Annotated in this window: 18 protein-coding genes; 9 read left to right on the plus strand and 9 right to left on the minus strand. The window is 35.0% G+C overall.

What is annotated here, in order from left to right:
* Positions 1-562: 562 nt before the first annotated feature.
* From ACT9TX_RS15525 to ACT9TX_RS15540, 4 genes are read right to left on the minus strand one after another with little or no spacing between them, the layout of a single operon-like run.
* Positions 563-1,231, minus strand: coding sequence for a CPBP family intramembrane glutamic endopeptidase (locus ACT9TX_RS15525; protein WP_481339652.1), 669 nt, complete (start codon positions 1,229-1,231; stop codon positions 563-565).
* Positions 1,232-1,251: 20 nt separating this feature from the next.
* Positions 1,252-1,980 carry a monofunctional biosynthetic peptidoglycan transglycosylase gene (gene mtgA / locus ACT9TX_RS15530; RefSeq protein ID WP_481339653.1) on the minus strand — a complete coding sequence of 243 codons (729 nt, stop codon included), beginning with the start codon at positions 1,978-1,980 and terminating at the stop codon, positions 1,252-1,254.
* 60 nt (positions 1,981-2,040) lie between these two features.
* A complete protein-coding gene (locus ACT9TX_RS15535; protein ID WP_481339655.1) occupies positions 2,041-2,598 on the minus strand; it encodes a hypothetical protein in 558 nt (185 codons plus the stop codon).
* A gap of 54 nt (positions 2,599-2,652) precedes the next feature.
* Positions 2,653-3,297: a LysE family translocator gene (locus tag ACT9TX_RS15540; RefSeq protein ID WP_481339656.1), complete on the minus strand. Its 645-nt coding sequence runs from the start codon at positions 3,295-3,297 to the stop codon at positions 2,653-2,655.
* A 139-nt stretch (positions 3,298-3,436) separates the two neighbouring features.
* Here ACT9TX_RS15540 and ACT9TX_RS15545 point away from each other — a divergent pair, with 139 nt between their 5' ends.
* Both ACT9TX_RS15545 and ACT9TX_RS15550 read left to right on the plus strand, forming a co-directional pair.
* Positions 3,437-4,396: an NUMOD4 domain-containing protein gene (locus tag ACT9TX_RS15545; RefSeq protein WP_481339658.1), complete on the plus strand. Its 960-nt coding sequence runs from the start codon at positions 3,437-3,439 to the stop codon at positions 4,394-4,396.
* 112 nt (positions 4,397-4,508) lie between these two features.
* The gene (locus tag ACT9TX_RS15550; protein ID WP_481339660.1) at positions 4,509-5,108 is read left to right on the plus strand and encodes a NifU family protein; all 600 of its coding nucleotides are present in this window, start codon (positions 4,509-4,511) and stop codon (positions 5,106-5,108) included.
* 71 nt (positions 5,109-5,179) lie between these two features.
* Here the strand turns inward: ACT9TX_RS15550 and ACT9TX_RS15555 are convergent, their stop codons facing one another.
* From ACT9TX_RS15555 to ACT9TX_RS15570, 4 genes are all read right to left on the minus strand, one after another.
* Entirely contained in the window at positions 5,180-5,920 is a 741-nt protein-coding gene (locus ACT9TX_RS15555) for a hypothetical protein (protein ID WP_481339662.1), read from the minus strand.
* Positions 5,921-5,982: 62 nt separating this feature from the next.
* Positions 5,983-7,488 carry a S41 family peptidase gene (locus tag ACT9TX_RS15560; RefSeq protein ID WP_481339663.1) on the minus strand — a complete coding sequence of 502 codons (1,506 nt, stop codon included), beginning with the start codon at positions 7,486-7,488 and terminating at the stop codon, positions 5,983-5,985.
* A 40-nt stretch (positions 7,489-7,528) separates the two neighbouring features.
* Positions 7,529-8,566, minus strand: coding sequence for a thiamine-phosphate kinase (gene thiL / locus ACT9TX_RS15565; RefSeq protein ID WP_481339665.1), 1,038 nt, complete (start codon positions 8,564-8,566; stop codon positions 7,529-7,531).
* A 138-nt stretch (positions 8,567-8,704) separates the two neighbouring features.
* Entirely contained in the window at positions 8,705-9,484 is a 780-nt protein-coding gene (locus ACT9TX_RS15570; protein WP_481339666.1) for an inositol monophosphatase family protein, read from the minus strand.
* Positions 9,485-9,649: 165 nt separating this feature from the next.
* Between ACT9TX_RS15570 and ACT9TX_RS15575 the strand changes: the two genes are divergently transcribed.
* The 7 genes from ACT9TX_RS15575 (at position 9,650) to ACT9TX_RS15605 (ending at position 20,976) form a co-directional block, all read left to right on the plus strand.
* Positions 9,650-11,593, plus strand: a complete 1,944-nt coding sequence (locus ACT9TX_RS15575) for a glycosyltransferase family 2 protein (RefSeq protein ID WP_481339668.1) — start codon at positions 9,650-9,652, stop codon at positions 11,591-11,593.
* Positions 11,594-11,603: 10 nt separating this feature from the next.
* Positions 11,604-12,287: a response regulator transcription factor gene (locus ACT9TX_RS15580; RefSeq protein WP_481339670.1), complete on the plus strand. Its 684-nt coding sequence runs from the start codon at positions 11,604-11,606 to the stop codon at positions 12,285-12,287.
* A 7-nt stretch (positions 12,288-12,294) separates the two neighbouring features.
* A complete protein-coding gene (locus tag ACT9TX_RS15585; protein ID WP_481339671.1) occupies positions 12,295-13,656 on the plus strand; it encodes an ATP-binding protein in 1,362 nt (453 codons plus the stop codon).
* A 100-nt stretch (positions 13,657-13,756) separates the two neighbouring features.
* The gene (locus ACT9TX_RS15590) at positions 13,757-14,995 is read left to right on the plus strand and encodes a TolC family protein (protein ID WP_481339673.1); all 1,239 of its coding nucleotides are present in this window, start codon (positions 13,757-13,759) and stop codon (positions 14,993-14,995) included.
* 1 nt (position 14,996) lies between these two features.
* On the plus strand, positions 14,997-16,073 hold the full coding sequence (locus tag ACT9TX_RS15595; RefSeq protein ID WP_481339675.1) for an efflux RND transporter periplasmic adaptor subunit: 1,077 nt from the start codon (positions 14,997-14,999) through the stop codon (positions 16,071-16,073).
* A 94-nt stretch (positions 16,074-16,167) separates the two neighbouring features.
* On the plus strand, positions 16,168-19,269 hold the full coding sequence (locus tag ACT9TX_RS15600; RefSeq protein WP_481339677.1) for an efflux RND transporter permease subunit: 3,102 nt from the start codon (positions 16,168-16,170) through the stop codon (positions 19,267-19,269).
* Positions 19,270-19,437: 168 nt separating this feature from the next.
* Positions 19,438-20,976: a GH3 family acyl-acid amido synthetase gene (locus ACT9TX_RS15605; RefSeq protein ID WP_481339679.1), complete on the plus strand. Its 1,539-nt coding sequence runs from the start codon at positions 19,438-19,440 to the stop codon at positions 20,974-20,976.
* 120 nt (positions 20,977-21,096) lie between these two features.
* Here the strand turns inward: ACT9TX_RS15605 and ACT9TX_RS15610 are convergent, their stop codons facing one another.
* Positions 21,097-21,690 (minus strand): carboxymuconolactone decarboxylase family protein, encoded by a 594-nt coding sequence (locus ACT9TX_RS15610; RefSeq protein ID WP_481339681.1) that lies wholly within the window; start codon positions 21,688-21,690, stop codon positions 21,097-21,099.
* Positions 21,691-21,760 lie beyond the last annotated feature (70 nt).

Below are 21,760 nucleotides of genomic sequence, written 5' to 3' on the forward strand. Positions count from 1 at the left end.
ATTACGTTGTAAACATATAAGCTATTCAAAAAGCATTACCTGTGGTTTTCCCCGAAATCAACGGGATTTTTCCCATGGAAAAATGGGAAAAACCCCATTTATTAAATTTTACTATTAGCTGTTAAAGAAGGTACTTTCTAAAATATACCAGTTTTAATAGGCTGTAAACATATAGCTACATTTACTACTTCGCAATACCTAGTGTTAGGTATTTTTTAAATAAGTACACTACGTTTTACAATAGGCATTTTGTTTTTTATGGTACAAAGTGCGGTCATGGCTATCGTTTTAAGTAATGGGCAAAACATTAAAAGAACAGAACCCAAGTAAGCAACTAATATGTACAAACGAAATTTGAAACACCTCTCATACACTGAATTCTACCTATAAAGTATTACTTGCGAAATTTATACGCTTTGTTATAATAGCCCATTTTAGAACGTAGCATAACTAGTATAAAAAAACCCCAAACCATTTGACTGATTTAAGGCTTTTTACGGTATTTGTCTACCGCCCCAGTGGTACTATAGATACGGTATGTTGCGCAGGGGTGTTTTAATGGCTAATGCACTTTCATAAATGTGATAGCCATAAAGTCTATTAAAAAATGGCAGATCATCAGCACTTTAAGGTTGCGGTATTGCTGGTAGTAAATGGCAAATATTAACCCAATAATAACTGGCCCTAGTACATTGGTAATAGTACCGTAGCCAAAATGTAAACCACCAAACATTAGTGCCGAGATAATAATAGACCATACTTTGCTACCTGTTATGGCTTCAAGCCTTGGCATTAAATAACCTCTAAACAAAAGTTCCTCCATAATACCAGCTGTAAGGCAAGTAAATATTAGCAGCAACTTGTGTGCACGCATATACAACACCATATCTTTTAGCCTAGCACTTTGCTGATGAATACCTGCTAACGATAAGATGGCATTAATAATAACGGCACAAATACTTATGGCGAAGTAAATAGTGATTATGGCTAGCAAATAATGCCATATGGTGCGTTTTGTTTCTTGCCAAGGCAAAAAGAGTTGCTGTTCTATTTTAGTTGCATACCAAAACACAATGCCTACACTTAGCCACATAAGCCCTCTAGAAAAATAGCCGCCTAAAAAGAAGTTTGGCACAAAAAGCATGTTGAGCAATATAGCCGTAAGTGGTACAAGCAAGCAAAGTGCAATGCCTATAATAGTCTGTTGTTTATTGGTAACAATAAAGGTCATAAAGTCGGGGTAACAATTTGTTATTTAATAATGGCTAGCACATCTTCATCGTCTTCTATATTGTGCATTTCACGAAGTATTTGAGGGTAGCGCCATGCTACACGTGCGCTTGTTGGTTTTACTGAGAAGCGTTTTGGGTTTGGTAAGCAGGCAATAATCATGGCGGCTTCTTGGCGGCTTAGTTGCTTGGCGCTTTTGCCAAAATACAGCTGCGCAGCAGCTTCAATACCAAAAATACCTGGCCCCATTTCTATGGTGTTTAAATACACTTCTAGTATACGCTTTTTGCCCCAAATCAATTCTATCAATAAGGTAAAATAGGCTTCTGGTACTTTGCGTACGTACTTTAATACGCCACCACCGCCAAACAAGAATACATTTTTAGCCGTTTGCTGTGTAATGGTACTTGCAGCAGCACCAAGTGGTAGCTTTTTCTTTTTACCTTTTCGTGGCTTAAAGCTTTTCTCTATCGCATCTAAATCAAAACCGTTGTGGTCGGGGAAAGTTTGGTCTTCACTAGCAATGGCAGCGAGTTTTACATTGTACGAAATCTCATCCCAGCTTGCATAATCTCGCTTTAAACCATAGTTAACACCATTAGTAATTTGTGTGATGGTAATAGGTGGCATTACCCAACGGCAAATAATTAGGTACACTAAAGACGACACAAACATGATGAGTAATGTACGCTTGGTAAAGCGCCAAATACGTTTGCCCCAAGATGGTTTTGCTGTTGCGTTTTTTGCCATAACACTTTATTGCTACGAATTACGGTGAAATGCTTGAAACTTGCTACAGCATTGGTAATTTTAGGGCGCAACAACATGATTTGAGCTAAATAGCTGGTACTTTTTACCAAGAATATAGGTGTCTTTATGTGTACGATTTAGCAATGTACCTATTGCAAAAATGCCTGCGGCAATACCTAAGCGAGTGCCATTATCAGTAGAAAAAATGGGCTCATTTTTACCAATACCGTTGATGACATTTAGACTAATATAACCTGCGCTACCTATTTGCAACAGCGTGCCATTAGTTAAAAATGCTAAGCCATCAGAAGTTTTAGGCAACGCATAAATTTCGTTAAGGTGAATTTTAAATAAGCCAAAACGTACCGTATCTACTGTAGGCAAGCCGAAGTAATTGGCTACTTGTCGAATAGCCATTTGGTCTATAAACAAGCTATCTTCTTTTATGCGTTTTATGCGTCCTTCTATCCATTGTTTGTTGCTTAGTTGTAAGCGTATATAACTTGTAGGAAAAAACGTTTGAATAGTTTGGTTACGTTTACGCAGTACTACAAAACCCTGCTGTGCATTGGCTTGTATATAAATAGTGGTAAAGATTAGTAAGAAGAGTAGCCTCATAGCCTATTTGGTATATGGCATGAAGATAGCGATATGCCATTGGCGAAAGCTTGCTTATTTGTTAAAAAACAGTTGCTTTACTATCAAAAACAAACCAAAAACTACCATTAATGCACCTACTATTTGGTTAATAAGGTGGAGGTTTTTTTGTGTCAGTTTGGGTTTTAAAATGCCAGCCAATTTTACCTTCAAAATATCGGTACACAATACAGTAAGTAAGCAAGTACCGTACACGATAAAACGGTATCTGTAAGGGTGTAATTCATTAGCAGCATCTGCAATAATAGTGGCGCTCCATGCAAACCAAAATAAAAATATACCTGGGTTTAAAATATTAATGATATAACCTGTTGCAAAAATGCCAGCCAAGTCTCTTTTACTTAGTACGCTAGCTTCTAACGTAGGATCTTCATGCGGTTCTTTCTTAAAAAAGTAGCTGTAAATGCCTAAGCCTATTAAAAAACAACCACCTACTAATGCTATCATTTTTTGGTGGCTGAGCGCTTCTTGAAAAAAGCTACCGAAGAAATTGCAAATAACCACCACGCTTATATCGCTTAAAGAGATGCCTGCGATAAACGCATAGCCAGCTTTGTGACCATTATTAATACTTTGCTTAATAATAGCAAAAATGACTGGGCCCACAGAAACCCCCAATAAAATGCCTAGAATGATTCCTTTAATAAAGCCTGCCAACATGCACAAAAGTTATAGTGGCTAAAGGTAACCATCATTGGTATATTTCTATTGTTGAAATTGCAGAAAAATTGGATAAAAATACTTTAAAGGTAGTTTTATGTAGTTTTACAAATTGATTTTACCCCCACAATCTACGTTGATGAATGAAATTGCTTTTTTGCCCCACGAACAGTGGGCGCAAATTCTTGTACCTAACTGTACAAGAACGAAGAAAAAATATGCAGTGTCTAACTTAGGCAGAATTATAAGTTATACAAATACCATAAGCGATGGAAAATTGATAGCTAAAAATAGTACTAATAAATGGGCTGCTGAACTAACCATACAAACTTCAGAAAGCAAGATTCGGCTAAAGGTACATAAGCTAGTGGCGCAGTATTTTCTACCAAAACCCCCAGAAAATTTTACTTATGTAATACATTTAGATAAAAACATAGCAAACAACAACGCAAATAATTTAATGTATGCAAATTACAACATGTATTTGCAACACATAGGTGGTAAAAGCGTTACGAAACAATACCCATTAAAGTTATTTGCTGGAGAGATTGTTAAAATAATAGACGAGCCGTTTAAACTAAAAAAATATGCTATAACTAATTTTGGAAGGCTTATCAGTTTCCAATCATTAATAGAAGATGGGGTAATTATTGATGGATCGATACACAAAGAAGGCTACAAAATTTGGCGCTATAAAATTGATAATAAATGTAAACACAAGCTTATTCATAGGTTGGTAGCAGAAAATTTTTTACAAAAACCAACCGAAGCGCACAAATTTGTAATTCATTTAGATCATAATAAGATTAACAACAATGTACATAATTTACAATGGGCTACCCAAGAGGATGTTACTTTACATAGTGGCACAAACGAAACTGTAATACAAAAAAGAAAAAATACGACTACAAGTTTTATGATACGAGGTAGAGGCGCAAAACTTACTACTGGCAAGGTAATGTTGTTAAAAAAAATACTTCAAGAACCTAATAACCCAACTAGAAAACGTTTGATTGCCAAGCAGTTTGGCATTTCTCCAATGCAACTTTTTCGTATTCAAACTGGTGAAAATTGGGGCTGGTTAAAGGAATCTATTTAACATAATCATCTTTCGATTAACGAAAATTAAGCATCGCTACATAATTAGTGCTTGTATTTAGCCCATTTCGTAAATGGCATTTGTTACTTTTGCTGTAGTTAAATATTCAGTTATGATTAAAACAGGTAATCCCATCATTAGTATATACACAGAGATGACGCCTAACCCAGAAACAATGAAGTTTGTGGCTAACAAATTATTGTACCCTGGTAAAAGCATCGATTTTGCTGATGAAAGCTTAGCTGGTCCTTCACCTTTGGCTAAAGAACTATTTAGTTTTCCTTTTATAAGAAGCGTATTTATTGCTAGTAATTTTATCACCCTTACCAAAACTTCTGACACAGAAGATTGGCAAGATGTAATACCTACCATTAAGCAATTTTTAAAAGATTACTTAGAAAATGGTGGTGTAGTGGTAAATGACGATGAAGTAGCTAAAACCAAACAAGAAGCTACTAACACCGTAAGTGCAGATGATGATGACATAGTAAAACGTGTAAAAGAATTGCTAGAAAACTACGTAAAACCAGCAGTAGAAATGGATGGCGGTGCTATACAGTTTAAAAGCTACAACGATGGTATAGTAAACTTGATGTTACAAGGTAGTTGTAGCGGTTGCCCATCTAGCATGATTACTTTAAAAGCTGGTATTGAAGGTATGATGAAACGTATGATACCAGAAGTAAAAGAAGTGGTAGCTGAGGCTGAATAAACGAATTTGTTGTGATGGTTGAATATTGAAGGCATCTCTGTAATTAGAGGTGCTTTTTTAATGCCTATAACTTACGGCAAGCTGGCTAATGTTGCTTTTTTATTTGCCTTTTTGGCTTTCATATCTGCCAATACTTTGTCTAAAAATATGGCACCGCCGATGCTCCAATACCAACCATCGAAATTGTTTTTTAAATCACTCTCAAAAATAGTTTTACGTAAGCCCGTCATAGCGTTAATACCTACATAAGTTAAAAAATGCAGGCCCTTAATATCTGGTACTTTAAAGTTGAAAGAGATACCAGCACCAGCGGGTACAAAATCTTGTTTGTCTTCTACACTTACTATAGTTGCAGGTCTATTACCATTGCGTTTGCTATTGGCAGAATCTAAAACAGCTTTTCCGTAACCTATTTCAAATACTAAGCTCATTTCTACTAATTGCTTTCTAAACAAGTAGGGCTCGTAATACACTGTACCAAAGTATAGCTTGCGTTGCAACTTACTAGTAGGATTTCCAAAACGGTCCGTTCTTACAATGGTAGTATCTTGGTTTAAAAAATAACCACCAATGCCTACTTTGAATTTATCGTTTACTATAACACCTATACGGTAACCCCAAATGTTTACGTCCTCTTTGTTGATAAAAGAAAACCGCTGGTCAAAATCGGTGGTTGGTTTAAGCGATAGTTTTTGTTTTTGAACAGGCATTAATGGTTTTACACTATCCTGAGCCACAACGCTATTGCATGCGCACAACATTGCGGCTGCAAACAATATCAATAAAAATGTGATGTGGCTATAATATTTCATTCAAATAGTTTATTCTCTTTGATTAGTACACTTATTGAGGCGCACAACCCTGTAAATGCTGCTTATAAATGCTTTTTAAGAATTAGGGCTTTTACAGTATCTATCTTTAAATCTTTACCTTGCTTGATAGCATTGCTACTTGGCTGCACTAGCACATCTGGCAAAACACCTCTGCCGTCTTGTTGCCTACTACTGTCTATTACCAACCGATATAATGGCAATATTACACGTAATTTACTATTAGGTAAAATTACTGTGGGTAAAAACATGGCTGTATTGCCATAATAACCACCACCACTTTCTTCGCCTACTATGGTAACGTTTTTCTGACCCTTTAAGTTGCTTGTAAATAACGTTGCTGCCGAAAAGCTTAAACCGCCCTGCAACACATAAATATTACCATCAAAATGATTTTTTGTTGAAGGCTTTGATATTTTTCTTTCCTCTGCTTGTTTGTGATACCTGCCATCTGCTTTCTTTTTACTAAACAAGTGCATGGGTAACCATAAAAAGTACGACTGCGGTATGTATTTTTTGTACTTGATATTACTGGTTACAGCAGCAATGGTGTCGCCTGTTTTAAATGGTTTGTCTACAAAATACTTGGTTAAAAAAGTGCTATTTTCAAGCTTGCCGCCTGTATTGTCTCTTACATCTATAATGATGTTTTTAACGCCGCTTATTGCAAGTGTTTTTACGCTCTTTCTAAAAAATGATTTTAGCCTGCCGCTAAATATGCCTACATGTAGCAAGGCTGTGCTGTTGGCGGTATCGATACTTAAAGAACGCCTAGCTAATAACTGCGCTTGCCTTTGTTGATGTTTACTTGGCTCTTTAGCAATTGGTGGTGCAGCCGTTGCAGGCTTTGCGGTTGTATCTTTTGCAGTAACTACTTTTTTTGCAGGCAAAAAGTTTTTTACCGTTGCAGTTTTAGCTTCGCCTTGCGGGTTAATATAATCTACTTTATAAACGCTATCTATACCAAAAGCTAGCTTATACCAACTAGGAAAATTGCTGCTAATTACTTGACTTTTAAAACTGTTACTATTACCATCGGTACTAATCAATGGAAATATTTTATCCATTAATTGTTGTGTATTTCTACCATTAATGGCGGTAATAATAGTGCCTCGTTTAAACGTTGAATCTCTTGGAAAAAAACTACCCAACACCACCATACTATCGCCCCATGTTTTTATAGACAATGGAAAGCAAGGATAGCGATGTTGTTCTATTACCTTAGAATAATTCTTAGAAAATCTAACAGCTGTGTGACCGCATTTTATTTGGCTAATTACACTAGCAACTTTATTTCTAAAAGCTGTTTCAGTAAGTGAGTCTTTAATAGAATTAATAGCAGCAGAAAACGCAGCATCAAGTGTATCTTTTGGTATGTACCAATACAAGCTAGGATGATTGGCTTCTAGTATTTTTTTCAGCAGCACCACATCTTGTTGTAGCTGTGATGCTGCTGTTTTTTGGTTAAACTGGTAATGCCTTATTTTAGATGATGTGCAAGCTGTAAATACACAAGCCAAAGCGATGATACTTACTAAACGTTGCTGCATACAAATGTTGAGATGATTAAAAATTTACAAAAGCTGATAGCTATTTTACAAAAGCATTCCAGCCTTGTGCTGTAATTGGGTGTGTGTTGCCACCTTTGGTTTGAAATTTACAACCTTCTTCAATATCTGTCATGTAACCTATTACGGCTATCTCTTCATTTAACGTTATTTTATCGTAATCTTCTTGCTTTAGGGTAAATATTAGTTCGTAATCTTCACCACCACTAAGGGCGCAAACGGTAGGGTCTAAGCCAAACTTAAAAGCAGCCTTACGTGCAGCATCGTGTATTGGTAATTTCTCTTCGTAAATGTTACAGCCAAGATTGCTTTGTCTGCATAGGTGTAAAATTTCGCTACTTACACCATCACTTACATCCATCATAGAGGTAGGTACAATATCGTTTGCGGCAAAAAAATCAATGATATCTTTTCTTGCTTCTGGTTTTAATAATCTACCTACAATATAATCTTCACCTTCTAGGTCTGGTTGAATTTGTGGGTTTTCTAGGTAAATTTTCTTCTCTCTTTCCATCAGCGTTAAGCCCAAAAATGCACCACCAACATCACCGCTTACGCAAATTAAATCGCCTTTTTGTGCAGTGCTACGTTTTACAAATTTGTCTGACGCCACCTCACCAATGGCTGTTACAGAAATGATAAACCCTTTTTGAGAAGAAGACGTATCGCCACCAATTAAGTCTACACCATGCTTTTCACATGCAGCATAAATGCCTTCATAAAATTCATCTAATGCCTCTAGGCTAAAGCGGTTACTAATGCCTATGCTTACCGTAATTTGAGTAGGCATGGCATTCATAGCGTAAATGTCACTTAGGTTTACCATTACACTTTTGTAGCCAAGATGCTTTAAAGGTGTGTACATTAAATCGAAGTGAATACCTTCTATTAATAAATCGGTAGTGATTACTGTTTGCTTACCAAAATGATCTATCACCGCAGCATCATCACCAACGCTTAAAACGGTAGATGCATTGTGTGTTTCGAAGTTTTTGGTAAGGTGTTCTATTAGGCCAAATTCGCCCAAACTGCTTATTTCGGTTCTAGTATTTTCTGACATAAATTCAAATTTTCTTATGCAAAAGACATTTCATTTTGCAATGTGTATTTGCTGCATAGCGATATGAACGTACAAGTGAGTGACACAACCGAAGCTTTATAGTACTACAAAAGCTGGTTACATAAAAATCACCTCATACTACAAATTACCACCGTTTACTACCATTTGTAAATCAGCGTGAATATGGCTGTTGGTAGCAATAATGCCTGGCTGATAAGGATTGTAATAATTGCCTTTTAAATCAGTTACTTTACCGCCTGCTTCTTCTACTATTAAAAAGCCGGCTGCGCTATCCCAAGCTTGCAGTTTGTGCTCGTAAAAACCATCGAAACGGCCACAAGCCACCCAACATAAATCTATAGCAGCGCTACCAAGGCGCCTTACAGGTATGCCATTGCGAATCAATTTTTCAAACACTTGCAAAGGACCATTTGGCTCGTCTAAATAGGTGTAAGGAAAACCAGTAACCAAGCAGCTTTCAGCTAGTTTTTCTTTTTTACTTACATGAATTTTTTTACTGTTTAGTGTAGCGCCATAGCCACGTTGTGCAAAAAAGAATTCGCCAATGAAAGGGTTGTAAACTGCACCCATTTCCATTATACCATCTTTTTCTAAACCAATACTTACGCAACAAATAGGTATCCCATTGGCAAAATTTACAGTGCCATCAATGGGGTCAATAATCCATTTATACTCGCTGTTTTGTTCTATAGCACCAGCTTCTTCACTTAAAATAAAATGGTCGGGATAATTGGCTTTGATGATAGCAAAAATGGCTTCTTCACTTTTAAAATCGGCCTCTGTAACTAGGTTATTGATGCCTTCTTTGTTAGAGATGGTAAATTGCTTATCAAAATAGTCTTTCATTACTGCAGCACCTGCCTGTGTTGCATCTAGTAAGGTTTGCTTTAAACTCATGCTGCAAAAATAACCGTTGCGTAGGTTGTATTTTAAAATGATTTGTACATATTTGGAAACTGGGCTTTAAAAATCGTACTTCGCAATTATGTGGCCATGCGTAATCGGGTAATTGGTGATGGATTTTTCACCATAAATCATGAATCATAAATCACAAATTGATTAATGCTTGTTTCTATAATTATAGTTAACTACAACGTAAAATATTTTCTAGAACAATGCCTTAACTCGGTATTAAGGGCTACAGAAACTATTGAGGCTGAAGTATTTGTGGTAGACAATAACTCTACCGACGGCAGCTTACAATATTTAGAGCCTAAATTTCCTACTGTTCATTTTATAGCCAACGAACACAACGAAGGCTTTGCAAAAGCCAATAATAAAGCCTTGCAATATTGTAATGGTGATTATATTTTATACCTCAATCCAGATACTATTATTTGCGAAAATTGTATTCAGCGTTGCGTACAGTTTTTTGAAACAAACGCAGATTGTGGTGGTTTAGGCATAAGAATGATTGATGGCAGTGGGAACTTTTTACCAGAAAGTAAACGGGCTTTTCCTTCGCCAAGGGCTTCTTTTTTTAAGCTTACTGGCTTAGCAAAATTATTTCCACATTCAAAGCTATTTAACCAATACGCATTGGGCCATTTAGATGAATACAAAAACCATGAGGTAGATGTATTAGCAGGTGCATTTTTAATGAGCCGCCGCCACATTATTGAAGCCTGTAAAGGGTTTGATGAGATATTTTTTATGTATGGTGAAGACATAGACCTAAGCTATCGCATACAAAAAGCTGGCTATAAAAACTACTATTTGTCTGACATAAGCATTATTCACTTTAAAGGCGAGAGTTTAAAAAAGGGTAGTAGTAATCATGTTAAAATGTTTTATGGTGCTATGAGCACTTTTGTACTGAAACATTTCGGCAAAAGCAAGGGCGCACTATTTGCCAATGGCATACAACTCGCCATTTTACTAAGAGCTGCGATAGCGTTTTTAAAACGTGGTTATAAAAAAATAGGCTTACAAATTTTAGATGCCATAACTATTGTTGCCTCGTTATTTTTTGTAGAAAATTGTTGGGTACACTTTGAACGTAACGGTCAGCCATTTACACAAGCTGCTGAACCGTATTTTATTATTGGCTTTGCAACAGTTTATCTTATTGCAGCGGCATTATCTGGCATGTACGATAAGTTGTATAAACCTTTTAAAGCTATTTGGGCAAGTTTTATTGGTATTGTAGTAATGATTGCCTCTTACTCGCTTTTACCAGAAAGTCAGCGCTTTTCTAGAGGTGTTATTATTATTGGTGGCTTGCTTGCAGGTGTGTTGGTTACCGCCACTAGATGGGTTTTTGTGAAACTTGGTTTTATAGAAAATCAAAGAGATGATAGTAAGATAAGACAAACATTTATTGTAGGTAGCATAGACGAGTTTAATTATGTGTCTGAAATATTTAAAAAAGCTGGCCTAGAAGAACGTATTGTGGGTAGGGTAGCGATTGGTAATGATATAGACGCAGCTATTGGCAATCTACATCAGTTGTATTTGCTAATAGTTTCTATGCAAATAGAAGAAGTAGTGTTTTGCGAAGGCACATTAACTTACTATCAAATTATACAAACCATACAAACGCTACCACACAATATAAGCTATCGCTTTATTGGTAAAAACACGAGCAGCATTGTAGGTAGCGATAGCAATGCTACAACAGGCGAAACCTTTACTGCTGAAGGCTTTTACCAAATTAACCAACCGTATCATAAACGCATGAAGCGCTTGGCAGATGTATGCACCTCTCTTGTGATTATCCTTGGTTTTCCTATTCATATGATACTATTGAGAAATGGCAGTCAGGTATTTAAAGATGCTTTTAGCGTACTGATATACAATAAAACATGGGTAGGTTATTGCAACAGCAACATCTATTTACCAAAAATAAAAACAGGTGTATTGAGTTGTTATGGCCTACGTACACAAGTAGCACATCCTTTAAAGCAACATGCTTTGCAAAAGCTAGATACACTGTATGCTAAAAACTACGACTTCTGGCAAGATGTACGCTTGCTTTTAAGAAACTACAAAAACCTAGGTGGTTAAAAAGGTAACTATGCAGCATATAATTTTATTAGAAGATGACAGCATACTATCTCACGAGATAAAGGTATTTCTTACCACTAATAATTATCAATGCGATTGTTTGTATGATGGATTATTATTGGAAAAACAGTATAAACTGGTACCTTACGATATTGCAATACTAGATATAAATGTACCCAATATCAATGGGTTTGAAGTTTGCAAAACTTTACGCCAATTAAATAATAAGCTACCTATTTTAATGCTCACAGCATTTGGTGATGTAACGGATAAGGTAACAGCATTTAATAATGGTGCAGATGACTACTTGGTAAAACCATTTCATTTTGATGAATTATTAATTAGAATTAAGTCTCTTTTACGTAGGAAAGAGATACCTCAGTTAGAAGAAAAAAAAATTCGTATAGCCGATTTAATTATTGATAACCAAGAACTAAAAGTTTATAGAAAGGAGATAGAGATAAACCTTAGCCCGAAAGAGTTTAAGCTTTTGAATATATTGGTAAATGCCAATGGCCGTGTGGTTTCGAAAGCACAAATAGCTGAAGATCTATGGGATTATCATATAGAAACCAACCAAAATACCATTGAGGTTTATATTAATTTTTTAAGAAAGAAAATTGATAAAGATGCAGACACAAAATTGATACACACAAAAATTGGTTATGGCTACTATTTAAAAGTTGTAGAATAAAGCGATTATGAATTTAAAAAATAAAATAGCATTTACGGTAGCTCTTTTTTTTACTATCATCTTTGCTATTTCGGCAACTGTAATATATGTTCTATTTTCAAACTTTAGAAAAGAAGAGTTTGAAAGCCGTTTAAAAAACAAAGCTATTACCTCAATTAAGCTTTTAATAGAAGTAGAGGAGGTAGATAATCAACTATTAAAAATTATTGATAAAAATAGTATTTCAAAATTATATAATGAGAAAACTTTAATTTTTGATAAAAACTACCAGTTGATTTACAGTAGTTTAGATGATACAAAAATTGACTGGTCTATCAGCGATTTACAATACTTAAAAGAAAATAAAACATTCTTTAAAAAAGATAACACGCAAGAAATTTATGGTGTGCTTTATAAAACTAATAATCAAGATTATTTCGCACTTATTTCTGCTTCAGATCATTATGGTGAGCGTAAGCTAGAATATTTATTATACTTATTAATAGTTACCTACATCTCTTTAACTATTATCTGTTGGATTTCTATTTTTTTTATTGTAAAAAAATCTTTGTTTCCACTATATGTTTTTTATGAAAAAATTAAAGGCATTAACGAAAATAACTTAGACACAAGGTTAGATGTTAAGACCAAAGAAGATGAAATTGACTTACTAGCCAATGAGTTTAACTTAATGCTAGGTCGTATAGACGAAGCGTATAATAAACAAAAAGAATTTACTGCTAACGCTTCTCATGAATTACGTACACCAATAGCGAGAATTGTGGCGAGAATTGAGAATAAAATACTAGCCTCACAAACCGATGCCGAAACGAAATTATTTCTGAAAAACATTCTCGTAGATACCAACCAAATAACAGATTTAACGACCTCACTTTTATTACTATCTAAATTAAACAACCAGGTGCAGTTAGATGAAGAAGTGTGTAGAATTGATGAATTAATTTTTGACACGGCCGAAAAACTAAATCATATTTATCCCGATTTTACCCTCAGCGTAAACATACAGGAAAGCGATGAAATAGATGGAGCTTTAGATATAAATGGCAATAAGAGTCTTTTAGAAATTGCCATTCATAATTTGCTTAAAAATGCCTATTTATATTCTTACAATAAGGTAGCTAATTTAACCATTTGCCATACAAACAATGGGTTATTGGTATTGTTTTACAACGATGGTGAAACACTTACTAAAGATGAACAAACTAAGCTATTTGAACCATTTATAAGGGGCAAAAACTCAAAAAATAAGCAAGGGCTAGGTTTAGGCTTACGTATCGTTCAGCGCATTTTAGTACAATATAATGCCTCTATTAGCTACAGTATTTCAGAAAAAAATCTAAATGTTTTTACAGTGATTTTCAATAAATAAGTGTCTACAAAAGCATATTAAGGCATTTTTAAGTTACACATTAAGGTGTTTTAAAGGTTGATGAATAAAACTTTGCATTATTTATCAACTCTTGCTTGTAATGAAGTACGTATTGCTTATTTTTCTTTTACCCTTATCGCTTATTGGCTATTCGCAAAAAAAATACACACTTACCGAAGCCGAACAGTTACTACAAAAAAATAGCCTGCTATTGTTAGCTGAACAATACAATATTTCTGCAGCACAAGCAGCTATAATACAAGCAAAAATTTGGGATTTGCCATATTTTTCAGTAGATGTAAATGCCTTCAATCCAGAAAATAAAAAAGCGTTTGATATAGGCGCAAACGGACAAAAAGGAATAGCTATACAACAACTAATATACTTGGGTGGCAAAAAAAAACATGAAGTTGATTTTGCTAAATCTAATGCTGATATAGCACAGTTACAGTTTGAACAATTGTTGCGCAATCTAAACTATCAATTAGCTCAAACATTTTACTCGCTTTATTACGATTCAAAGAAAATAGCATTGATTAATGCCCAACTAGAAAAGCTAGACACACTAGTATCCAACTATCAAATCCAGGCCGAAAAAGGCAATATTCCATTAAAAGAAGTAGTGCGGTTGCAGGCATTAGTTATAGGCTTAAAAAACGAAAAAAGTGAGGTATCAAAAAACATTTTAGAGGCAAAACAAACACTTGTTTTAATTACAAATACTGATGGTATAGTGCCCAATTGCAATGATGCAGCACTAATGATACAATTTACAAAATCTGTTGTTAAAGACACTATTATAGCTAATGCGGTAGCCAACAATCTTGAGTATGCAACTGCCATTAAAATTGCAGAAAGCCAAGCACTGTATTTAAAGTGGCAAAAATCATTAGCCATACCAGACCTTACCGCCGGTGCTTCATACGATCAACGTGGTGGTGCATTTCAAAACCAAGTAAACCTAACACTAGGTATACCATTGCCACTTTGGAAAAAAAATAAAGGCAACATAAAAGTTGCAGAATCGCAAGTAAAACAAGCAAACGTTACTACGCAATACAAAAAATTAGAGATAGAAACAAAAGCCCAATCTGCGTTCGAATTGTGGATACAGCAGCAAGCATTGCTTAAAAGTTTAACACCATCTGTTTCTAAAAATTTATTGCAGGTTTACCAAGGCGTGGTAAGTAATTTTCAAAGAAGAAATATTTCCATTTTAGAATTTACCGATTTTATGGAAAGCTATAACCAAACCAATCATCAAATTAACGAAATCTCTAAAAACTGCATTTTAGCAGGCATTACTATTAACCACATTACCAACAAAAATATTTTTTAATATGCGTACACTAATTGTCATCTTGTTAGCAATATTAATTTATAGCTGTAAGCCAAAAACTCAACCAGTAGAAGTAAAAGCAACATTCGTTTTAAGCGATAAAATGCTTGCAACAACTAAAACTGAAACTGTGGTTAATAAACCGCTTATAAATGAGCTAAGTTTTTATGGAAAAATTACTGCCGATAATAATAAAATGATAGAAGTTTTTCCGGTAGTAGGCGGTAGCGTTACCAAGGTATTTGTAGAACTAGGTGATTATGTAAAAAAAGGACAGCTACTTGCAACCATACGAAGTACAGAGGTGGCTGGTTTTGAAAAAGAACTAGACGACGCTAAAAATGATTTAATTGTAGCCAAAAATAACCTAAAAACAACCCAAGAGCTATATGAAGGCAAACTAGGTGTAGAGCGTGATGTAACTGAAGCTAAAAGCCAGGTAGATAAAGCATTGGCGCAATTACGCCGCATTCAAGAGACTTACAAAATATATAACATTAAAGGCGGCGCTACGTTTGAAGTTCGTTCGCCTTTAAACGGTTTTATTGTTCAAAAAAATATTAACCAAGATATGTTACTGCGAAACGATAAAAGCGATAACATATTTGATGTAGCTGAGCTTGATAATGTGTGGGCAATTGCTAATATTAACGAAAGTGATATTAACCAAGTGAGGCTAGGCATAGATGCAGCCGTAAGTACTTTAAGCTATCCTGAAAAAAAGTTCGTAGGAAGAGTAGACAAAATTTTTAATATAATAGATCCTGAAACAAAAGCAATGAAAGTGCGCATTAAACTTTCTAATAAAGACTATTTATTAAAACCAGAAATGCGTGCTACCATTCAATTGTCATATACAGAAAATGCAACCATGATTTCTATACCATCACAAGCAGTGATTTTTGACAAAAGCAAAAGCTTTGTAATGATTTTTAAAGATAGAAATAATATAGAAACAAGGCAGGTCAATGTATTTAGGCAAGTAGGCAACACCACTTTTATAAGTTTAGGATTAAAAGAAGGTGAAAAAGTAATTACAGAAAACCAGTTACTAATATATGATGCCTTGAACGACTAGGGCATTACTTATTCACAAATCACATCATTAGTTTAGCGCACGTCTTTAAACTAATACCTAACAAAATTTTAGGTAGAATCAATCTGTAACAAACATGAACAAACTCATTAAAAACATTATAGCTTTTTCTTTAAAAAACAAGCCCTTTACGTTTTTTTGGGTAGGTATTTTAATTGTTTCTGGTTTTGTGGCATTTAAAAATATGCCCATAGAAGCTTTTCCCGATGTAACAAATACACAAATAATTATTGTAACCGAATGGAACGGCAGAAGTGCTGAAGAAATAGAACGTTTTGTAACAACGCCTATAGAAATTGCAATGAATTCTGTGCAAAAAAAAACCAGCGTTCGTAGTATTACAATGTTTGGTCTATCGGTTATTAAAATAATTTTTGATGATGATGTAGAAGATTTTTTTGCAAGGCAGCAAGTAAATAACCAATTACGTAGTGTATCGCTGCCAAACGATGTTTCGCCAGATGTACAGCCACCTTATGGCCCTACAGGCGAAGTATTTAGGTATACATTAAAAAGCGATACTAGAGATTCGAGAGAATTGCTGACAATACAAAACTGGGTTATCGACCGTCAATTACGTTCAGTGCCAGGCGTAGCCGATTTGGTAGCTTTTGGTGGGCAAGAAAAAACCTATGAGGTAAGTGTAGACCCTAACAGACTTGCTAAATACAACATTACACCCTTACAAGTATATGAAGCCATCAACCAAAGTAACATTAACGTAGGTGGTGATATTATTGAAAAGAACAGACAAGCTTATGTAGTGCGTGGTGTAGGACTTTTAGGCACTATACCAGATATTGAAAATATTATTGTAGATGAGGCTGGTGGTAACCCAATATTGGTAAAAAACCTGGCCGATGTAAACGAAAGTTCAATGCCTCGTGTGGGGCAAGTGGGGCTAAACCAAAATGACGATATTGTAGAAGGTATTGTAGTAATGCGTAAGGGCGAAAACCCAAAAGAAGTACTTGGAAGAATTAAAACAAAAATTGCAGAGTTAAATGAAAAAGCGTTGCCTAAAGATGTAAAAATGGAAACTTTTTACGACCGTGACAACCTTATGAACTTTACCACCACCACGGTAATGCACAATATGTTTGAGGGCATCTTGTTTGTAACGGTAATTGTGTTTTTGTTTATGGCCGATTGGCGCACAACAATTACGGTTTCAATCATTATTCCATTATCGTTATTATTTGCCTTTTTGTGTCTTAAATTAAAAGGTATGAGTGCCAATTTATTATCGCTAGGTGCGATAGATTTTGGAATTATTATAGATGGTGCTGTGGTAATGGTAGAAGGTATTTTTGTAACCCTTGATCATATTGCACATAAAAAAGGCATGGCTACTTACAACAAATTAGCTGTAGGTAGTGTGATTAAAAAAACAGGTACAGATTTAGGTAAAGCTATTTTCTTTTCTAAACTTATTATTATTACAGCGCTGTTGCCCATTTTTGCTTTTCAAAAAGTTGAGGGCAAAATGTTTTCGCCGCTAGCTTATACTTTAGGCTTTGCGCTATTAGGTGCGCTAATATTTACACTTACATTAGTTCCTGTACTTTGCCATATTTTCTTAAATAAAAACGTAAAAGAGAAAAACAATCCATTTGTAAATTTTTGGAATAAAATAGTAGTCTCAGGCTTTGCTTGGACCTTTAAACACAAGGTTAAAACGCTCACTGTTTCTGTAATCATCATCTGTGCTACTTTGTTTTCTGCTAAGTTTTTAGGCACCGAATTTTTACCCCAATTAAACGAGGGTGCTTTATGGGTAGAAGCTAAATTTCCTATGAGCCAAAGCTTAACTGAAACAGTACAAAAAACTGCTTTATTGCGAAAAGAGTTACAGCAATTTCCTGAAGTAAACGGTGTACTAAGCCAAGTGGGTAGAAGCAATGATGGTACAGATCCAAGCGGTTTTTATTATGTACAAATGCAAGTAAACCTAAAGCATAAAGATGATTGGAAGCGTAAAACATCAATGAATGATTTGGTGAGAGAAATGAACGATTCGCTATCAAAATACCAGGGTATTGGTTACAATTATTCACAGCCAATTATTGACAATGTAGCAGAAAGTGTAGCTGGAATTAATGCTTCTAATGCGGTAAAAATATATGGCGAAAGCTTAGAAAAGCTAGATGAAATTGCCAATAAAGTAATTAAGCAAATAGAAAATGTAGACGGAATAAAAGATGTAGGTATTTTAAGAAATGTGGGTCAGCCAGAGGTAAGCGTAATATTAGACAGAGAAAAAATGGCCGCATATGGCGTAAAAGTGTCTGATGCTCAAGCGGTTTTAGAAATGGCATTTGGCGGCAAAACGGCTACACAAAAGTATGAAGGCGAACGTAAGTTTGATATTCGTGTGCGTTATCTAAAAGATTACCGCAAAGATGAAGCTGACATAAGCAACTTAAAAGTGTCTACCATACAAGGCAGTAAAATTCCACTAAAGCAAATAGCCACTATTAAAAAAATTACAGGTCCTGCTTTTATTTATAGAGACAATACTAAGCGTTTTATTGGGGTTAAGTTTTCGGTACGTGATAGAGATTTAGGCAGCACTATTGCCGAAGCGCAAAAGAATGTAACAAACAATATCGAACTGCCGCAAGGTTATGGTATAGGTTGGACTGGTGAATTTGAAAACCAAGTGCGAGCTACTGCAAGGCTTGGTGAAATGGTACCAATAAGCCTAATAGGCATTTTTGTACTATTATTTATCATGTTTGGCAATATTAAAGACGCCTTATTAGTATTGGCAAATGTTCCATTTGCAATAATTGGCGGCATTTTAGCTTTACACATTACAGGTACTAATTTTGGTATTTCTGGTGGTGTTGGTTTCATTGCTTTGTTTGGTATTTGTATTCAAAATGGGGTAATTCTTATTTCTGAATTTCACAATAATATAAGAGCAAAAATGCACTTAGAAATAGCTATTAAGGAAGCTGTAAAAGTAAGAACAAGGCCTGTGGTAATGACGGCTTTAATGGCATCAATAGGTTTATTACCTGCTGCATTGAGTACTGGTATTGGTTCCGAATCGCAAAAGCCTCTTGCAATTGTAATTATTGGTGGTTTAATTACAGCCACAGTATTGACATTAATGGTATTTCCAATTATTTTCTGGATTTTTAATAGAACGAAACACGAAAAAATAGATTAAAAATAAAAATCAACTTAAAAAATATTTACTTTAGCAGATGAAATAGTTAGTCAGCGCTTGTGTAATTGCAGTAATCATAGCAAACAATGTTCCTTGTATTAAACATTATCTTTGCTGCAATTTATTTAGTTTCGTTTAAAGCATCATTATAACCCCTATTTGCTAACGATGGCAATTATCGACATTAAAGTTCCTGCAACAATATCTCGTGCACTTGGCTTGCCCGAAAGCAGTCCGAGGCGCACGCAGTTAAAAGTATTGAAGAAGTTGCTACGCAAAGCTAGATTTACAGAGTTTGGTCAGCAATACCGCTTCGATGACATTTTGCTAAGCAAGCATCCTGGCAAAAAGTTTCAAGAACTTGTACCTACCTATAACTACAATAAAATTTATAGAGACTGGTGGCACAAAACCCTAGAAGGTGTACCCGATGTATGCTGGCCTGGCAAAATAAAGTTTTACGCATTATCGTCTGGCACATCTGAAGCGGCAAGTAAATACATACCTGTAACCAACGATTTGCTACGAGGCAATAAAGTAACCATGTACAAGCAGCTATTTAGCTTACGTAATTACGAAGATATTCCTGTAAAATCTATTGGTAAAGGTTGGTTAACGCTTGGTGGAAGCACTGAATTGCAATGGGATTCTGTAGGTTTTTATGCTGGAGACTTAAGTGGCATTACGCAAAAAAAATCACCCTTTTGGTTTCAAGCATTTTACAAGCCCGGCAAAAAAATTGCACGACAAAAAGATTGGAATAAAAAAATTGCTGAAATAGTAGAAAAAGCACCACAATGGGATATTGGTTTTATTGCAGGTGTACCTGCTTGGGTGTTAATGTGTATGGAATTAATCATTAAACGCTACAATCTTAATACCATACATGACATTTGGCCAAACCTTGCTTTTTATGTGCATGGTGGTGTACATTTTGAACCTTACAAACAAAGTTTTGATAAAGTTTTGGCTAAGCCATTAACTTATATTGATACCTATTTAGCTAGTGAAGGATTTTTAGCATACCAAAATGTGCAGAATTCTTGCAGCATGAAGCTAAACATTAGCGAACACATTTTTTTTGAGTTTGTACCATTTGACGAAAAAAACTTTGATAGTGATGGCGAAATGGTAAGCGAACCAGAAACATTGATGATTCATGAAGTTGAAGAAGGTAAAGATTATGCATTGTTGATTAGTACATCTGCTGGTACTTGGCGATACTTAATTGGCGATACAGTAAAGTTTACCAATAAAGACAAATGCGAGATTATTATTACAGGTAGAACTAAGCATTACTTAAGTTTAGTAGGCGAGCATTTAAGTGTAGATAATATGAACAAAGCCATTCAGCTTGTGAGCGAAGAGCTGAATATTTCTATACCAGAATTTACTGTTATAGGTGTACCGCATGGCAACTTTTTTGCCCATCATTGGTACTTAGCTTGTAACGACAATGTAAATACAGAGCAATTACGCTTTTTAATAGATGAAAAGCTGAAAGAGCTGAATGATGATTATGCTGTAGAACGTAAAAGTGCATTAAAAGATGTTTTTGTAGATATACTTTCTGAAGATGATTTTTTAGCATTTATGCGTACAAAAGGTAAAATGGGTGGTCAACATAAATTTCCTCGTGTATTGAAGGGTAAAATGCTACAAGATTGGCAAGCCTTTTTACAAGAAACACAAAAGCCTGTTAATTAAAACAGGCTTTTTTCCAATCTCACAGGGGGTATTCAACCTTTTATATCACCAAAGCAATTACAAACACAATTAATTCCTTTACTTATGTTGTACCATTTTTTCGCTTTGTGTGAAACGCTTTTATGCCAATACAGTAATTAATCCTTTAATAATAGCCGCTAATTTAACAGCTTCAAAAACTCGGCTTTCAGAACTTCCATGTTGTAGCACAGATTGTTCATGAGAAGTGACACACATTTCACAACCATTTACAGATGATACAGCCAAACTAACCAACTCAAAAAATTCTTTACCTAAAACCGGGTTCATCATAATACTCATTTTTATACCAGCTGGTTGGTTGCTGTAAAAATCTTTTTTAATAAAATGACGAAAACGGTAAAAAATATTGTTGGTATTCATTAAGGCGGTACAAGCAATAATTTCTGAACTTTCAGCGTCGGTAGCACCTGCTTCTTTTGCTAAAGTAGTAAAAGCTTCTTTTAACAAATCGTATTTTTCATTAACGGCAATAGATAATGCTAACAACAAGCTTTCTTTTCTTGAAAGGTATTGTGCATTACTAAGCACATTACTAACGTTAATTTTCAAATCTTTAATAAATTTTGCTTCTGTGTTTAGCAATACTTGTGCATTAGCAGAAGGTGTATAATTAGGGATATTTAACTCGTTTAGCAAGTTTACAAATGTTTCGTTTTGAATAGCTACGCTCATAATTTTTATTGTTAGGGATTAAAAAAAGGACATCTAATCATTCGATAGAAAAGATGTCCTGTAAGTAATT

The organism is Parasediminibacterium sp. HNIBRBA5674, assembly GCF_056745525.1.

Excerpts from the sequence above, each read along its gene's own strand:
- ACT9TX_RS15525 (WP_481339652.1), bottom strand. The coding sequence starts at position 1,231 with ATGACCTTTATTGTTACCAATAAACAACAGACTATTATAGGCATTGCA.
- mtgA (WP_481339653.1), bottom strand. The coding sequence starts at position 1,980 with ATGGCAAAAAACGCAACAGCAAAACCATCTTGGGGCAAACGTATTTGG.
- ACT9TX_RS15535 (WP_481339655.1), bottom strand. The coding sequence starts at position 2,598 with ATGAGGCTACTCTTCTTACTAATCTTTACCACTATTTATATACAAGCC.
- ACT9TX_RS15540 (WP_481339656.1), bottom strand. The coding sequence starts at position 3,297 with ATGTTGGCAGGCTTTATTAAAGGAATCATTCTAGGCATTTTATTGGGG.
- ACT9TX_RS15545 (WP_481339658.1), top strand. The coding sequence starts at position 3,437 with ATGAATGAAATTGCTTTTTTGCCCCACGAACAGTGGGCGCAAATTCTT.
- ACT9TX_RS15550 (WP_481339660.1), top strand. The coding sequence starts at position 4,509 with ATGATTAAAACAGGTAATCCCATCATTAGTATATACACAGAGATGACG.
- ACT9TX_RS15555 (WP_481339662.1), bottom strand. The coding sequence starts at position 5,920 with ATGAAATATTATAGCCACATCACATTTTTATTGATATTGTTTGCAGCC.
- ACT9TX_RS15560 (WP_481339663.1), bottom strand. The coding sequence starts at position 7,488 with ATGCAGCAACGTTTAGTAAGTATCATCGCTTTGGCTTGTGTATTTACA.
- thiL (WP_481339665.1), bottom strand. The coding sequence starts at position 8,566 with ATGTCAGAAAATACTAGAACCGAAATAAGCAGTTTGGGCGAATTTGGC.
- ACT9TX_RS15570 (WP_481339666.1), bottom strand. The coding sequence starts at position 9,484 with ATGAGTTTAAAGCAAACCTTACTAGATGCAACACAGGCAGGTGCTGCA.
- ACT9TX_RS15575 (WP_481339668.1), top strand. The coding sequence starts at position 9,650 with ATGCTTGTTTCTATAATTATAGTTAACTACAACGTAAAATATTTTCTA.
- ACT9TX_RS15580 (WP_481339670.1), top strand. The coding sequence starts at position 11,604 with ATGCAGCATATAATTTTATTAGAAGATGACAGCATACTATCTCACGAG.
- ACT9TX_RS15585 (WP_481339671.1), top strand. The coding sequence starts at position 12,295 with ATGAATTTAAAAAATAAAATAGCATTTACGGTAGCTCTTTTTTTTACT.
- ACT9TX_RS15590 (WP_481339673.1), top strand. The coding sequence starts at position 13,757 with ATGAAGTACGTATTGCTTATTTTTCTTTTACCCTTATCGCTTATTGGC.
- ACT9TX_RS15595 (WP_481339675.1), top strand. The coding sequence starts at position 14,997 with ATGCGTACACTAATTGTCATCTTGTTAGCAATATTAATTTATAGCTGT.
- ACT9TX_RS15600 (WP_481339677.1), top strand. The coding sequence starts at position 16,168 with ATGAACAAACTCATTAAAAACATTATAGCTTTTTCTTTAAAAAACAAG.
- ACT9TX_RS15605 (WP_481339679.1), top strand. The coding sequence starts at position 19,438 with ATGGCAATTATCGACATTAAAGTTCCTGCAACAATATCTCGTGCACTT.
- ACT9TX_RS15610 (WP_481339681.1), bottom strand. The coding sequence starts at position 21,690 with ATGAGCGTAGCTATTCAAAACGAAACATTTGTAAACTTGCTAAACGAG.